The sequence below is a fragment of the Nocardia sp. NPDC006630 genome (assembly GCF_040611495.1).
Lineage (GTDB): Bacteria > Actinomycetota > Actinomycetes > Mycobacteriales > Mycobacteriaceae > Nocardia.
Map to the genome: position 1 here is coordinate 38,325 of NZ_JBEXOK010000015.1, position 13,733 is coordinate 52,057.

General features: G+C 67.1%; 10 protein-coding genes. 6 read left to right on the forward strand and 4 right to left on the reverse strand.

The window, feature by feature from the left end; translation table 11 throughout:
• Positions 1 to 4 precede the first annotated feature (4 nt).
• The 3 genes from ABZX86_RS35560 to acs form a co-directional block, all read right to left on the reverse strand.
• Positions 5 to 520, reverse strand: coding sequence for a phage holin family protein (locus tag ABZX86_RS35560; RefSeq protein WP_327143293.1), 516 nt, complete (start codon positions 518 to 520; stop codon positions 5 to 7).
• Positions 521 to 561: 41 nt separating this feature from the next.
• Positions 562 to 1,776, reverse strand: a complete 1,215-nt coding sequence (nhaA, locus tag ABZX86_RS35565) for a Na+/H+ antiporter NhaA (protein ID WP_355130092.1) — start codon at positions 1,774 to 1,776, stop codon at positions 562 to 564.
• A 599-nt stretch (positions 1,777 to 2,375) separates the two neighbouring features.
• Positions 2,376 to 4,322 (reverse strand): acetate--CoA ligase, encoded by a 1,947-nt coding sequence (acs, locus tag ABZX86_RS35570; RefSeq protein ID WP_355130094.1) that lies wholly within the window; start codon positions 4,320 to 4,322, stop codon positions 2,376 to 2,378.
• A 358-nt stretch (positions 4,323 to 4,680) separates the two neighbouring features.
• Between acs and ABZX86_RS35575 the strand changes: the two genes are divergently transcribed.
• From ABZX86_RS35575 to ABZX86_RS35595, 5 genes are all read left to right on the forward strand, one after another.
• On the forward strand, positions 4,681 to 6,192 hold the full coding sequence (locus tag ABZX86_RS35575) for an ABC transporter substrate-binding protein (protein ID WP_355130266.1): 1,512 nt from the start codon (positions 4,681 to 4,683) through the stop codon (positions 6,190 to 6,192).
• A gap of 46 nt (positions 6,193 to 6,238) precedes the next feature.
• A complete protein-coding gene (locus ABZX86_RS35580; protein ID WP_355130096.1) occupies positions 6,239 to 7,165 on the forward strand; it encodes an ABC transporter permease in 927 nt (308 codons plus the stop codon).
• Positions 7,166 to 7,175: 10 nt separating this feature from the next.
• Positions 7,176 to 8,135, forward strand: coding sequence for an ABC transporter permease (locus tag ABZX86_RS35585; protein WP_355130098.1), 960 nt, complete (start codon positions 7,176 to 7,178; stop codon positions 8,133 to 8,135).
• The gene (locus tag ABZX86_RS35590; protein ID WP_355130100.1) at positions 8,132 to 9,805 is read left to right on the forward strand and encodes an ABC transporter ATP-binding protein; all 1,674 of its coding nucleotides are present in this window, start codon (positions 8,132 to 8,134) and stop codon (positions 9,803 to 9,805) included. Before ABZX86_RS35585 ends, ABZX86_RS35590 begins: the two co-directional genes overlap by 4 nt.
• 105 nt (positions 9,806 to 9,910) lie before the next feature.
• Positions 9,911 to 10,657 carry an oxidoreductase gene (locus ABZX86_RS35595; protein WP_355130102.1) on the forward strand — a complete coding sequence of 249 codons (747 nt, stop codon included), beginning with the start codon at positions 9,911 to 9,913 and terminating at the stop codon, positions 10,655 to 10,657.
• Positions 10,658 to 11,074: 417 nt separating this feature from the next.
• Here the strand turns inward: ABZX86_RS35595 and ABZX86_RS35600 are convergent, their stop codons facing one another.
• Positions 11,075 to 11,884: an HAD-IB family hydrolase gene (locus ABZX86_RS35600; RefSeq protein WP_355130268.1), complete on the reverse strand. Its 810-nt coding sequence runs from the start codon at positions 11,882 to 11,884 to the stop codon at positions 11,075 to 11,077.
• 373 nt (positions 11,885 to 12,257) lie between these two features.
• Between ABZX86_RS35600 and ssd the strand changes: the two genes are divergently transcribed.
• The gene (gene ssd, locus ABZX86_RS35605; RefSeq protein ID WP_355130104.1) at positions 12,258 to 13,415 is read left to right on the forward strand and encodes a septum site-determining protein Ssd; all 1,158 of its coding nucleotides are present in this window, start codon (positions 12,258 to 12,260) and stop codon (positions 13,413 to 13,415) included.
• The last annotated feature ends 318 nt before the right edge of the window (positions 13,416 to 13,733 follow it).

Genomic DNA, 13,733 nt, shown 5'->3' on the forward strand with positions numbered 1-13,733 from the left:
CCGACTAGGCGCGGTGCCTGCCGAGTTCGGTCGTGGCGTCGACCGAATTCTCGGAAGCGGCCCCGAAGCCACTGGGCAGCAGGGTCTTCGCCTCCTTCAGCGATTCGATGGTCTTCTCCGGCGCGCGCAGCTTGCGCACCTTGAGATAGCCGAAGAGGGCGAGCAGACCCGTCGTCACCAGCATCAGCAGGAAGACGATGAGGAACGCCAGCCAGCGGTAGACCCACACGTCCAGCAGCTCGGCCAGGAAGAAGAAAAAGAAGAACGAGCTGAACAGCAGTACGGTCAGCGCCCCGATGAAGAAGACGCTGCCCTGCAGGCCCTTCTTGACCTCACCGGTCACCTCGGCCTTGGCGAGTGCCACCTCGGCCCGCACCAGTGTCGACATCTGTTCGGTCGCATCGCGGACCAGACTGCCGATGCTCGCCGATTCGTGAGTATCGACATCGGACAGCGGAATCGAGGTGATGGTGCGGGTGCGGTTCCCGTCCCGCCCGTTACCGCCCTGTGTGAAGCTCAATTGCTCGACCCTTCTCCATGTCCCGGAACTGCCCGGCGAAGTCACTCTTGTCCTAGCAGTTCCCGCTCGTCACGGCGCGCCTGATGGGCGCGGCCACGACGCAACAGTAGCGCCGAACCCAGCAGGGAAGCCGCCAATGACGTCAGCAACACCGCTGCTTTCGCCAGTTCGACCTCCGAGCCGTCGCCGACGTCCGTGAGTGCGAGTTCTGCCACCAAGAGGCTAACGGTGAACCCGATCGCACCCAGTACCGACAGGGCGAACATGTCCCGATAACCGAGATCGTCGGGTCGCTGGGCGATGCCGAGACGTACCGCGAGCCAAGAGAACCCGAAGATGCCGACCGTTTTACCCACCAGCAGACCGGCGATGATGGCCAGCGACACGCGGTCGGTGAACAGCTGCGAGAACACCTTCGTATCCAGCGGCACCCCCGAGGCGAAGAGCGCGAACAGCGGTACGCACAGGATGGCGGAGATGGGCTGGAAGAAGTGCTCGAGCTTGGCCGCGGGGACGCAGTGCTCGTCCTCGCCCGCATCGGGGCGGACCCGGGTGAGCAGGCCGAGGGCCACACCGGCCAGGGTCGGATGGATGCCCGCCTCGTGCAGCGAGTACCAGGCCAGCAGGGCCAGCGGGATGTAGAGGAACGGGGTGCCGATCCGCTTCCACTGGCCCAGCGCCCAGACCGCGCAGCACGCGATGGCGAGCAGCAGCCACAGCATTTTCAGCGTGGTGGTGAACAGGACGGCGATCAGGATGATGGCGATCAGATCGTCCACCACCGCGAGACTCAGCAGGAAGACGCGCGCGCCGGCGGGGATGCGGGAACCGGTGAGCGCGAGCACGGCCAGCGCGAAGGCGATATCGGTGGCGACGGGCACCGCCCAGCCGCGGTCCATACCGTCCACGCCCCAGCCGATGCCGACCGCGATCAGGGCGGGCACGACCACACCGCCGACGGCCGCGAGAATGGGCAGCGTTGCGCGTTTCGGGTCGGCGAGTTCGCCGACCACGAGTTCGCGTTTGAGTTCCAGTCCGGCGACGAAGAAGAAGACGGCGAGCAGACCGTCCTTGGTCCAGTCGGCCAGGGTGAGGTTCAGATGCAGTGCGGGGATGTCGAGATGAGCGTCGATCATCGTCGTATAGCTCGCGCCCCACGGCGAGTTGACCCACAGCACCGCGGTCGCCGCCGCGATGAGAAGCAGTGCGCCACCGAAGGTTTCGGTCCGTAGATAGCGGGCGAGTTCGGAACGCATCTGGGTGTGCCTTTCGGGCAGTACGGTCGACTGAACCAGCGGCGTGCGACTCCACCGGACGTGATCGACGCAAACCGCATGCCGACCAGACTTCCCGGCGCACCTTACGCAATCCTAACGGGTGAAACCGCCCAGATCCGACAGGGCTATGCATTCGGGCACACTCTCAGCACCACCGGCGGACCCGCTGTCGCCGCATCGCGCGCCTGTCGGATGCTGCGCAGCGGATTGTCTACTGCGCAGGACGCCGCAGCGGATTCTGTGCGCGCCATACGAAATCGTGCGCGGACCGATGGCGTTCGGGTACGCCCTTGTGGAGCAGAACGGCAGGCCATGGCATCGCGCTGGCAACTAGGTGAGGCGCATGGATTTGGACGTGCAACACGGCTCGCATTACGTCGGCCGTGGCTTGGGCCTGCTGTGCAATGTGGTGCGGCGACGGGTGACGTGGGATGGGCGGCGAAGGGCATGTGATGCGGCGACGGGCGTGGGTGTGGCGGGGACAGCGAGTGGCGGGGAATGCTTCGGCCCCCGTGACCGGCTGGTCGCGGGGGCCGAAGATGTTGTACGAGAGTGCTTTACGTGCGGTCGGTGTTGCTTTACGCCTTGCCGGCGCGGATGGCCTCGAAGACGTTGGGGTCCACCAGGGTTGAGGTGTCGCCCAGTTCGCGGCCCTCGGCGACGTCGCGAAGCAGGCGGCGCATGATCTTGCCCGAGCGGGTCTTCGGCAGTTCCGGGACCACGTGGATCTCGCGGGGGCGGGCGATGGGGGAGATCTCGCGGGAGACCTCGGCCTTGAGCTCCGCCACCAGATCCGCGCCGGTGTCCTTGGCCTCGGCCGTCAGGATGACAAAGGCGACGATGCCCTGACCGGTGGTCTCGTCCGAGGCGCCGACAACGGCGGCCTCGGCGACGCCGGAGTGCCCGACCAGCGCTGATTCGACTTCGGCGGTGGAGATGCGGTGGCCGGAGACGTTCATGACGTCATCGACGCGGCCCAGGACCCACAGGTCGCCGTCCTTGTCGAGCTTGGCGCCGTCGCCGGCGAAGTACCAGCCCTGGTCGCCGTAGCGCGCCCAGTAGGTCTCCTTGTAGCGCTCGTTGTCGCCCCAGATGCCACGCAGCATGGACGGCCACGGCTCATCGAGGACCAGGTAGCCATTGGCCTCGGTTTCACCGAGCACAACCGGCTTGCCCTCCTCGTCGACCACCTTGGAGGAGATGCCCGGCAGCGGGGTCATGGCCGCGCCCGGCTTGGCCGCGGTGACGCCGGGCAGCGGGGAGATCATGATGGACCCGGTCTCGGTCTGCCACCAGGTGTCCACGATGGGAGTCTTGCCCGCGCCCACCACTTCCCGGTACCAGCGCCAGGCCTCCGGATTGATCGGCTCACCGACGGAGCCGAGCAGTCGCAGGCTCGACAGATCGTGCGATTCGGGGATCTCGCGACCCCACTTCATGAACGTGCGCACCAGCGTGGGTGCCGTGTAATAGATTGTGACGCCGTACTTTTCGATGATCTGCCAGTGCCGGTGCTCATCGGGGAAGTTCGGGGTGCCCTCGTAGACGACCTGGGTGGCGCGGTTGGACAGCGGCCCGTACACGATGTACGAGTGCCCGGTCACCCAGCCGATATCGGCTGTGCACCAGTACACGTCGTTGCCCGGCTTGTGGTCGAACACGTAGTTGTGGGTGTACGAGGTCTGCGTCAGGTAGCCGCCGGTGGTGTGCAGAATGCCCTTGGGCTTGCCGGTGGTGCCGGAGGTGTAGAGGATGAACAGCGGGTGCTCGGCATCGAAGGCCTGCGCCTCGTGCTCGGGCGAGGCGTTCGCGACGGTCTCGTGCCACCACACATCGCGGCCCTCGACCATCGGGGTGTCGATACCGGTGCGGTTCACGACCAGTACGTGCTCGACGCTCGAATCACCTTCTGCCAGAGCCTCGTCCACGGCGTTCTTGAGCGGCGCGGGCTTACCGCGCCGCCACTGGCCGTCGGTGGTGATGATCAGCCGGGCCGCGGCGTCGTCGGCGCGCTGGCGCAGTGCGGTGGGGGAGAAACCGGCGAAGACCACCGAATGGGTCAGGCCCAGGCGGGCGCACGCCAGCATGGACACGATGGCCTCGGGGACCATCGGCATGTAGATGGCGACGCGGTCACCGGCCACCAGGCCCAGTGAGGTCAGGTAGTTGGCGGCGCGGGACACCTCGGCCAGCAGATCGGCGTAGGTGAGGTCGCGGGAATCGCCGGGCTCGCCCTCCCAGTGGATGGCGACCTGGTCGCCGTGCCCGTCGAGCACGTGCCGGTCCACGCAGTTGTAGGCGACGTTCAGCTTGCCGTCCACGAACCAGCGGGCGAAAGGTGCGTCGTCCCAGTCCAGGACGCGAGTCCACGGCTGTTCCCAGTGCAGTCGCTGCGCCTGCTCGGCCCAGAAGCCCTCGCGGTCCGCCGCGGCTCGGTCGTAGAGAGAGGCATCGGCGTTCGCGGAGGCGGCGAAGTCAGCGCTCGGTGGATACGCATCCGGATGGTCGGCGGTGGTTTCGGTCATCTCTCTCTTCTTCTCTCGCGCGTACAGGTCACGGGGTGACCGCGGCCACGTTCGACCCTAACCGACTGTGACCTGCGCGGGGCCCGGCAGCCACCATCGGTCCCACTCGGCGGATACCCCGATTTCCGTCCTGACGGCGCGCTCTCCCTGCGGAAAGCCCCGCCGGCGGCTAGGGTCTGCACCTAACTTTGCAGGGTTCTCATGACCGAATCGTGATCGTGGTATTCATGGATCGAACGGGGTGCCGGTGGACCTGACGAACGCGGCGGCCCGCCGGGCGACCGCCATTCTGATAGCGGTGTTCGCACTGCTCGCCGCCCTGCTGTCCGGGTGCACGGTCACCCCGGTGTACGGCGACATGATCGCTGTGAACGGCACCGAGCCGCAGAATCCGCTGATTCCGTCCAATACCAATGAGAACGGCGGCGGCCGGGTCGTGGACCGGCTGTTCGCGGGGCTGCGCTTCATCGACGCCAGCGGCGCCCTGCACGACGAGGTCGCGCAGTCCATCGACACCACCGATCAGCAGCACTATCGGATCCGATTGCAGCCAGGTTGGACCTTCAGCGACGGAACACCGGTCACCGCACACTCTTTCGTGGACGCCTGGAATTTCGGCGCCCTGGTCACCAATGCCCAGCTGCAGAGCTACACCTACGGCCCGATCGTCGGATTCGCCGATGTGCAGGCGGATCCGCCACGCGCACAGACCATGTCGGGGCTGAAGGTGCTCGACGATCTGACCTTCACCGTGGACCTCACCGCGCCGACCATCGACTTCCGCACCCGGCTCGCGTACGCGCCGTTCTATCCACTGCCCGCGTCCGCCTTCCGCGATATGAAGGCGTTCGGCCAGCATCCGATCGGGAACGGGCCCTACCGCTTCGCGAACGGCGATGCCTGGCAGCACGACGTGCAGTTGAGCCTGGTGCCGAACGAGAGCTACAAGGGCGGCCGGCCGCCCCGCAACAAGGGCCTGACCTTCGTGTTCTACTCCAACTTCGACGCCGCCTACTCGGATCTGCTGGCCGACAATCTGGATGTGCTCGACACCGTGCCCGACAGTGCGCTCCCGGTGTACAAGAAGGATCTCGGCGACCGCGCCATCGAGGCGCCGACCGCGCAGAATCAGTGGATCGGCATGCAGGGCAACCTGGCCCACTTCACCGGTGAGGAGGGCAGGCTGCGCCGGGAGGCCATCTCCATGGCCGTCGACCGCGCCCAGATCGGGCAGAAGATCTTCCACGGCACCCGGGTTCCGGCGCGCGACTTCACCTCACAGGATCTGCCGGGGTTCAATGGCACACTGCCCGGTTCCGAAGTGCTGCAGTACAACCCGGACCAGGCCCGGCGAGTGTGGGCGCAGGCCAACGACATCGCGCCCTGGAGCGGGAAATTCGAGATCGCCTACAACTCCGACGGCGGTCACCAGTCCTGGATCGACGCGCTGGCCAACAGCATTCGCAATACTCTCGGCATCGACGCCGTCGGCGCGCCCTATCCGACCTTCAAACAGCTGCGCGATCAGGTGGTGCACCGCACCATCGGCAAGGCGTTCCGGTACGGCTGGCAGGGCGACTATCCGACCATGCTGCAGTTCCTGGAGCCGTCGTTCCTGTCCACCTCCGATTCCAATGACTCGGACTATCACAATCCGCGGTTCGACGCCCTGATCGCGGCGGCCGAGGCGGCGCCGGACGAGCAGGCGTCCTGGCAGCTGGTCGGGCAGGCGCAGCAGGTGCTGCTGCACGATCTGCCGGTCATCCCGATCTTCGACTACGTCAATGCCGCGGGGTACTCCAAACGCGTCACCAAGGTCGTCCAGACCTGGAACGGCCTGCCCGACTTCGAGAACATCGAACTGAAATGAGCGGCGCCGCAGAGTTTTTCGCGTGCTGCGGTAGGGAGGTAAGCGCATGGCCTGGTACATAGCGCGGCGACTGCTGCAGATGATCCCGGTGTTCTTCGGGGCCACGCTGCTCATCTACTTCCTGATCTGGAAGGTCACCGGCGGATCCGTCGCCGCACTGGCCGGACAGCGCACGCTCACGCCCGCCCTGGAGGCGCAGCTCAAGGCGCAGTACGGGCTCGATCATTCGTTCTGGTGGCAGTACCTGCACTATCTGAAGGGCATCTTCACTCTCGACTTCGGCACGTCCTACTCCGGGCGGCCGGTGAAAGAGGTGCTGGCGCACGCCTTCCCGATCACCTTCCGGCTGGCGATCCTGGCGGTGCTGTTCGAGGCCGTCTTCGGCGTCGGATTCGGCGTCATCGCCGGACTGCGCAAGGGCGGCTGGTTCGACTCCACCATGCTGGTGGTCAGCCTCATCGTCATTGCCGTGCCGATCTTCGTGATCGGGTTCCTCGCCCAGTTCCTGTTCGGGGTGACCTGGCATATCGCGCCGGTCACCGTCGGCTCCGATGTGAGCTTCTCGCGGCTCATCATGCCGGCGCTGGTGCTGGGCTCGCTGTCCTTCGCGTATGTGCTGCGGCTGACCCGGAACTCGGTGGCGGAGAACAAGGCCGCCGATTTCGTGCGCACCGCCACCGCCAAGGGACTGCCGCGCCGGCGCGTGGTGGTCGTGCACATTCTGCGGAACTCGCTCATCCCGGTGGTGACCTTCCTGGGCGCCGATCTCGGGGCGCTCATGGGCGGCGCGATCGTCACCGAGGGCATCTTCAATATCCCCGGCGTCGGCGGCACGCTCTACCAGGCGGTGGTGCGCGGTGAAGCGCCCACTGTGGTGTCGTTCGTGACCGCGCTCATTGTGATCTTCCTGCTCTCCAACCTGATCGTGGACCTGCTCTACGCGGTCCTCGACCCCCGGATCCGCTATGCCTGAGGAGCGTGAGATGTCCGAAACACCTGCGCCGCAGGCTGATCCGCGACCCGGACAGCAGCGCTGGGTCGCACCGCCCGACGAGGTCGAAGTCGTCGTCACCGACAAGGTCGACGTGGTCGGCGCGCCCGCCGGATTCTGGGGCTCGGCCTGGCGGGAACTGCGGCGCAAACCGCTGTTCCTGGTGGCGGTGGCCCTGATCGTGCTGGTACTGCTGGTCGCGGCGTTCCCGGGGCTGTTCACCGGGCAGGATCCGCGCTACTGCGTCGTCGATTTCAGCCTCGCGCCGCCCAATCACGATCACTGGTTCGGCTACGACCTGCAGGGCTGCGATATCTACGCGCGCACCATCTACGGCGCCCGCGCCTCCGTACTCACCGGCATCGGGGCCACCATCCTGTTCCTCGGCATCGGCGGCACCGTCGGCGCGCTCGCGGGATTCTATGGGGGAGTGCTGGATTCGGTGATCTCGCGGCTCGCCGAGATCGTGTACGCACTGCCGCTCATGCTGGCCGCCATCGTCATCATGCAGCTGGCCAAGCATCGGACCATCTGGGTGGTCATCGCCATTCTGGCCGCCTTCACCTGGCCGCAGGTGGCGCGCATCGCCCGTGGCTCCGTGCTGTCGGCCAAGAACAGCGACTACGTCCAGGCGGCAACGGCCTTGGGCGTCACCCGATTCCGGATTCTGCTGCGGCACGTCATCCCCAATGCGCTGGGGCCGGTCATCGTGGTGACCACCATCTCACTCGGTGTTTTCATCGTCACCGAGGCCACCCTGTCGTTCCTGGGTGTCGGACTGCCGCCGACCGAAGTGTCCTGGGGCGCGGACATTGCCGCCGGACAGCGGCAGTTGCGCGCCGGATCGCTCATTCTCTTCTACCCGGCGACCGCACTGGCCCTGACCGTTCTGGGCTTCATCATGCTCGGCGACACCCTGCGCGATGCGCTCGACCCGAAGGAACGGCGATGAGCGAGCCGCTGCTCGAAATCCGGGATCTGCACATCGCTTTCGGCTCCGGCGAGCGTCGGGTCGATGCCGTGCGCGGGGTCGATCTGACCGTGTATCCGGGCCAGACCGTGGCGATCGTGGGGGAGTCCGGCTCCGGGAAATCCACCACCGCGCACGCCATCATCGGACTGCTGCCCGGTGCGGGGCGGGTCGAATCGGGAAGCATTCGCTTCGACGGCAAGGATCTGACCCGGGCCTCCGAACGCGAGCTGGTCGCGGTGCGCGGCAACGGGATCGGGTTCGTACCGCAGGATCCGATGTCCAATCTGGATCCGGTGTGGAAGGTGGGCTTCCAGATCAAGGAGACGCTCGCCGCCAATGGCATCGCCCGCGGCAGCGCCGCCCGGCAGCGCGCCGTGGAACTGCTTGCCGAGGCTGGGATTCCGGACGCCGAGCGGCGAATCAACCAGTACCCGCACGAGTATTCGGGCGGTATGCGGCAGCGGGCGCTCATTGCGATCGGACTGTCGGCGCGGCCGAAACTGCTCATCGCCGATGAGCCCACCTCCGCGCTCGATGTGACCGTGCAGCGGCAGATCCTCGACCATATCGACGGTCTCACCCGCGAATTGGGGACCGCGGTACTGCTCATCACCCACGATCTGGGGCTCGCTGCCGAGCGCGCCGAACATCTTGTTGTCATGTATCGCGGGAAGGTCGTGGAATCCGGTCCGGCACTGGAGATCCTGCGCGATCCGCAGCACGAGTACACGCGCCGGCTGGTGGACGCCGCGCCCTCCCTTGCCTCGCAACGACTCTCGGCGGTGCAGTATCGGGCGCGGATTCGCGAACTCGCGGTGGATGTGGCCGATGCCGAGGCGGAAGGTGAACTGCCCGACGACATCCTGGTCTCGGACGGGCTCACCAAACGTTTCCGAATCCGCGGCTCGGTGCCCTGGAAGCACACCGAACTTGTTGCCGCCGAAAATGTTTCGTTCCGGCTGCGGCGCGGAACCACCACCGCGCTGGTCGGCGAATCCGGTTCCGGCAAGACCACCGTCGCCCACATGGTGCTGGGCCTGACCGCGCCGACCGGCGGTTCCGTCAGCTTCGACGGCGAGGATGTTGTGCACCTCGTCAAGCGCACCCCGCTGGCTTTCCGGCGGCGGGTGCAGCCGATCTTCCAGAACCCCTACGGTTCCCTCGATCCCACCTACTCCATTCACCGCACCATTGCCGAACCCCTGCGCACCCATCACATCGGCAGCCGCGAGGAACGCGACCGTCGTGTCAGCGAACTGCTCGACCTGGTGGCCCTCCCGTCGAGTGTGGCGAGCCGCTATCCGGGCGAACTCTCCGGCGGCCAGCGTCAGCGCGTGGCCATCGCGCGCGCACTCGCCCTGGAACCGGAACTCGTGGTCTGCGACGAAGCAGTCTCCGCCCTCGACGTCCTGGTCCAAGCCCAGATCCTGGAACTGCTCAACCAGCTCCAAGGCGAGCTCGGCCTCTCCTACCTCTTCATCACCCACGACCTCGCCGTGGTCCGTCAGATCGCCGACAATGTCGTGGTCATGCAGCAGGGCAAGGTCGTCGAAGCCGCCACCACCGGCGAGGTTTTCGACAACCCCCGTTCCGACTACACCCAGCGCCTGTTGGACGCCATCCCGGGCCGCGACCTGCTGGTCGGCTGATTCGGCTGGCGGCCGAGAACTGTGGTTTCGCCGCCGGACCAGCTCGTCTGCCTATGCGCGGGGCTCACCGCGCACTGGATTCGGCCGCAAGTAGCCTGGGCAGTCGTGACCGATCCGCTAGAGCCACTCGTCGAACTGCCCGGTGTGCGCGATGCCGCTGACAAGGCCCGGGACGCGCTCGCCGGAGTGCATCGCCACCAGGCGAATCGGCGCGGCTGGCCGACCACCGCCGCGGAGGCCGCGGTCCGGGCGGCGCGCTCGTCGGCGGCCATCGAGGGCGGCAGCATCGAGTTGCCCGCGGACGGCAATGTCGAGGACCCGATCCTCGCCGGCGCGCTGCGCATCGGACAGGCCCTGGACGGGGACGCACTGCGAACCTTCGTTGGGGTGTGGGAGCGGGCGCCGCTGCAGGCGCTGGCGCGACTGCACCTGCTCGCGGCCGCCGATATGGTCGAGGACGAAGAGCAGCTCGGCCGCCCGCGCAATGTTCCGGGCGTGGCCGAACGACTCGACCTGCTCGCGCAGACGGTGCTCACCAGCAAGGCTCCCGCCCCGGTCATCGCGGCCATCGTGCACGGTGAACTGCTGTCCCTGCGGCCCTTCGGCACCGGTGACGGGATCGTCGCGCGGGCGGCGTCGCGACTGGTTGCGGCGTCCAGTGGGCTGGACCCGCACAGCCTCGGCGTACCTGAAGTCTTCTGGTTGCGGCGGCGGCAGGCCTATCTGGATGCGGCCGCCGGATTCGGCATGGGCACCGCGGACGGTGTCGGCGGCTGGGTGATCTTCACCTGCGGCGCACTCGAAGACGGTGCGCGCGAAGCCCGTTCGATCGCGGACGCGGCGAGCGGATAGCCCCCTGCACGTCAATGCGGGCGGCGTAGCCGCTGTTGCGACTTCACCGCCCGCATAGCACGGATCGCCTGGTTACCAAGCGTGCTTCTCGGGTTGTGTTCCGGCCTCGGCGAGCTCTCCGGGTTCCGATGCGGATCATCCCCGCAGATTTGCGAGGCCATTACCGACCGGACCGCAGATAACGCAGGCCCACAACACTCATGCCCTGTCGCGGCGTGCTCCGCGTGGGTGCCGGGTGTCCGTGCTGGGAAGGGTGGGACGGGAGACCGAATCTTCTCTTCCGATTCCGATCTTGGCCTTCCTTACTTCCGTGCGTCCATTGTTACCCTGTGACGGCCCTCACATCAAGTGCTGAGAAAACTTTCCAATACCCGGCGTGTCCGGCCGTTTTGTGCTGGGGCGTGTCTGGGGGCGATCTCATCTGCGCCGGCGGAGCAGCCGGTAGCTCACCGCGCCCGCGGCCACCGCGCTCAGGGCGACCACGGCACTGGCCGCCACAGTGGTCGTCGACGGTTGTGGAATGCGCGCCCACAGCGACACCGGATTGGAGAAGGTGAGAATCGGCCAGCCGCGGGCGACCGCCTCCTTGCGCAGACCGCGATCCGGGTTGGCCGCGGTGGGATGCCCGACCATGCTCAGCATCGGCAGATCGGTCACCGAGTCCGAGTAGGCATAACACCGCGACAGGTCGTATCCGTATGTGGCGGCAAGCTTTTCGATGGCCTCGACCTTGCCCTCGCCGTAGCAGTAGAACTCGACTTCGCCTGTGTACTTGTTGTTTTCGACCACCATGCGGGTCGCGGCATAGTGGTCGGCGCCCAGCGCGACCGCGATCGGCGCGACCACCTCCGCGCCCGAGGCCGACACGATGACCACATCGTGGCCCCGAATGCGATGGTCGGCAATGAGATCCGCCGCCTCGGCGTAGATGAGCGGATCCACGATGTCGTGCAGGGTCTCGGCGACGATCGAGCGCACCTGATCCACATCCCAGCCCGCGCACATGCGGGTCAGGTTCTCCCGCATGCGCTCCATCTGATCGTGGTCGGCGCCGGAGAGCAGGAACAGGAAATGCGCGTAGCTGCTCTCCAGTACTGCTCGTCGGCTGAGCAGGCCCTGGTCCAGGAACGGCTTGCTGAACACGAAGGCACTCGACCTCGCGATCACCGTCTTGTCGAGATCGAAGAAGGCGGCGACTCGTCCGCGCTCGGCTGTCACAGCGACCAGCTTATGTTTCGGAGGCGGCGGGCGGGCGGTGCGGTCCGCTCGGTGCGGGATTTTGCGGTGTTTGCCGGAGTTAGCCAGTCGGAAGCGGGGCCGTGGCAGCGGGAAAAAGACTCGCCCGGCGGACTTGCAAACGCTCCAGGCCTTGGGTGTAGTATTGGCGGTGCCTGGACTTAGTCCAGGCAGCGTTCAGCCCGACCCCCCGGGGCTGAACCCGACGACCCCAGCCTCCTCCCCCCCCGGCTGGGGTCGTCCTCTATTTACGGACTGTTATGTCCCAGTGGATCACCCGGCTTTTTATCCACAGGCCGCGTGTTATCCACAATCGCTATTGAGGCTCTTTCGGCGCTTGCTCGTTTGGGTGACGCTGACCTGCATGAACTCTCAAGCCGATGCTTCATTCCGAGCCCTCGCCCTGGTGTCGGATCACAGACTGCGAGACGAGGTCCGGCGCATTGCGGCGGCCGCCGACCGTCCACTGGATGAACGCACTCCGCCACTCGGCCGGCACGCGTGGACAGCGGCCTCGGTGATCGTGCTCGACTCCGCTGCCGCACGTTGCTGCGCATCCGCCGACTCCCCCCGCCGCACCGGAATTCTGCTGGTGACCGACGGGGAGCCGGGTTTGCTCGACTGGCGGGCGGCCGCCGAAATCGGTGCCGAGCAGGTGCTTCCGCTGCCGGCCGAGGCGGATGCCCTGATCGCCGCCTTCGCCGCCCACGACCAGCGCGGCAGCGGCGACGGGGCGGTGGTCGCCATTGCCGGCGCCGTCGGCGGCGCGGGCGCCTCCACCCTGGCAACCGCCGTGGCACTCGCCGCCGCCGAACGCTTCCGCGATCACACGCTGCTGGTGGATGCCGCTCCGCACGGCGGTGGTCTCGACCTGCTCCTCGGACTGGAGAAGACCACCGGTCTGCGCTGGCCCGACCTCGTCATCGAAGACGGTCGCGTCTCCGCCGCGGCCCTGCACGACGCCCTCCCCGCCGCCGCGGGCGTGGCCGTTCTCTCCTGCGGAAGAGGGCCAGCCGCAACAGAACTCAGCCCCGTCGCCCTGCACGCCGTGGTCGAGGCGGGCCGCGCCGCCGGCGATCTGGTGGTCTGCGACCTGTCCACCGAACGCGGCCCGCACACCGACCGGCTCCTCGACACCGCCGACCTGATAGTCCTCATCACCCCCGCCCGCCTGCGCGCCACCGCCGCGGCCGAATCCGTAGCTGCTCACCTCATCAGCCGAAATCCCCATGTGCGCTTGATTATCCGAGGCCCCTCCCCGGGCGGCCTCCGGGCCCGAGAAATCTCCGAAACCCTGGCCCTCCCCGTCCTGTCCGCAGTCCCACCCCACCCCGCCCTCTCCCAATCCCTCGAACGCGGCCCCCTTATCCTCCCGCGCCGAGGACCCCTCCGTACGGCGGCCGAATCCGTCCTCACGGCCCTGGTCTCGAACACTCACCGCGCCAGCGCGCCACCAACTCCCCGTAATCGCCTGCCGTCCAGACGAATCAGCACCCCCGCCCTCACCGGGACATACCGATGACCCGGACCCGCCGCCCCGAGCTCGAAGGCCTCGGCGGCGAACCGAGCCTGCGCGGAACGCCTGCCTCAGCAGCCCAGTGCTCAGCAGACCACCTCTCCCGCTGCTCTCGACCGCCCACGGCACCGCCCACCAATCCGCTCGTGCGGCAAGCACGTGAATGCGCCCTGGATACGGTCGCAGGTCGGGCTGTGTTCGGGCGGGCTCCGCAGCCGCAGAAGTGCGTGAATACGCGACGGGCACATCGGTTGCCGGTCGGCCCGCGTGCGGGTAGGCCCCGGGTGGATCGCTGGCTGTTCGGGCCATCTGCGGGCGGGCAGC

What these genes read in the sequence shown, in the direction of transcription:
- nhaA (WP_355130092.1), bottom strand. Translation starts at nt 1,776, where the DNA reads ATGCGTTCCGAACTCGCCCGCTATCTACGGACCGAAACCTTCGGTGGC.
- acs (WP_355130094.1), bottom strand. Translation starts at nt 4,322, where the DNA reads ATGACCGAAACCACCGCCGACCATCCGGATGCGTATCCACCGAGCGCT.
- ABZX86_RS35575 (WP_355130266.1), top strand. Translation starts at nt 4,681, where the DNA reads ATGATCGCTGTGAACGGCACCGAGCCGCAGAATCCGCTGATTCCGTCC.
- ABZX86_RS35580 (WP_355130096.1), top strand. Translation starts at nt 6,239, where the DNA reads ATGGCCTGGTACATAGCGCGGCGACTGCTGCAGATGATCCCGGTGTTC.
- ABZX86_RS35585 (WP_355130098.1), top strand. Translation starts at nt 7,176, where the DNA reads ATGTCCGAAACACCTGCGCCGCAGGCTGATCCGCGACCCGGACAGCAG.
- ABZX86_RS35590 (WP_355130100.1), top strand. Translation starts at nt 8,132, where the DNA reads ATGAGCGAGCCGCTGCTCGAAATCCGGGATCTGCACATCGCTTTCGGC.
- ssd (WP_355130104.1), top strand. Translation starts at nt 12,258, where the DNA reads ATGAACTCTCAAGCCGATGCTTCATTCCGAGCCCTCGCCCTGGTGTCG.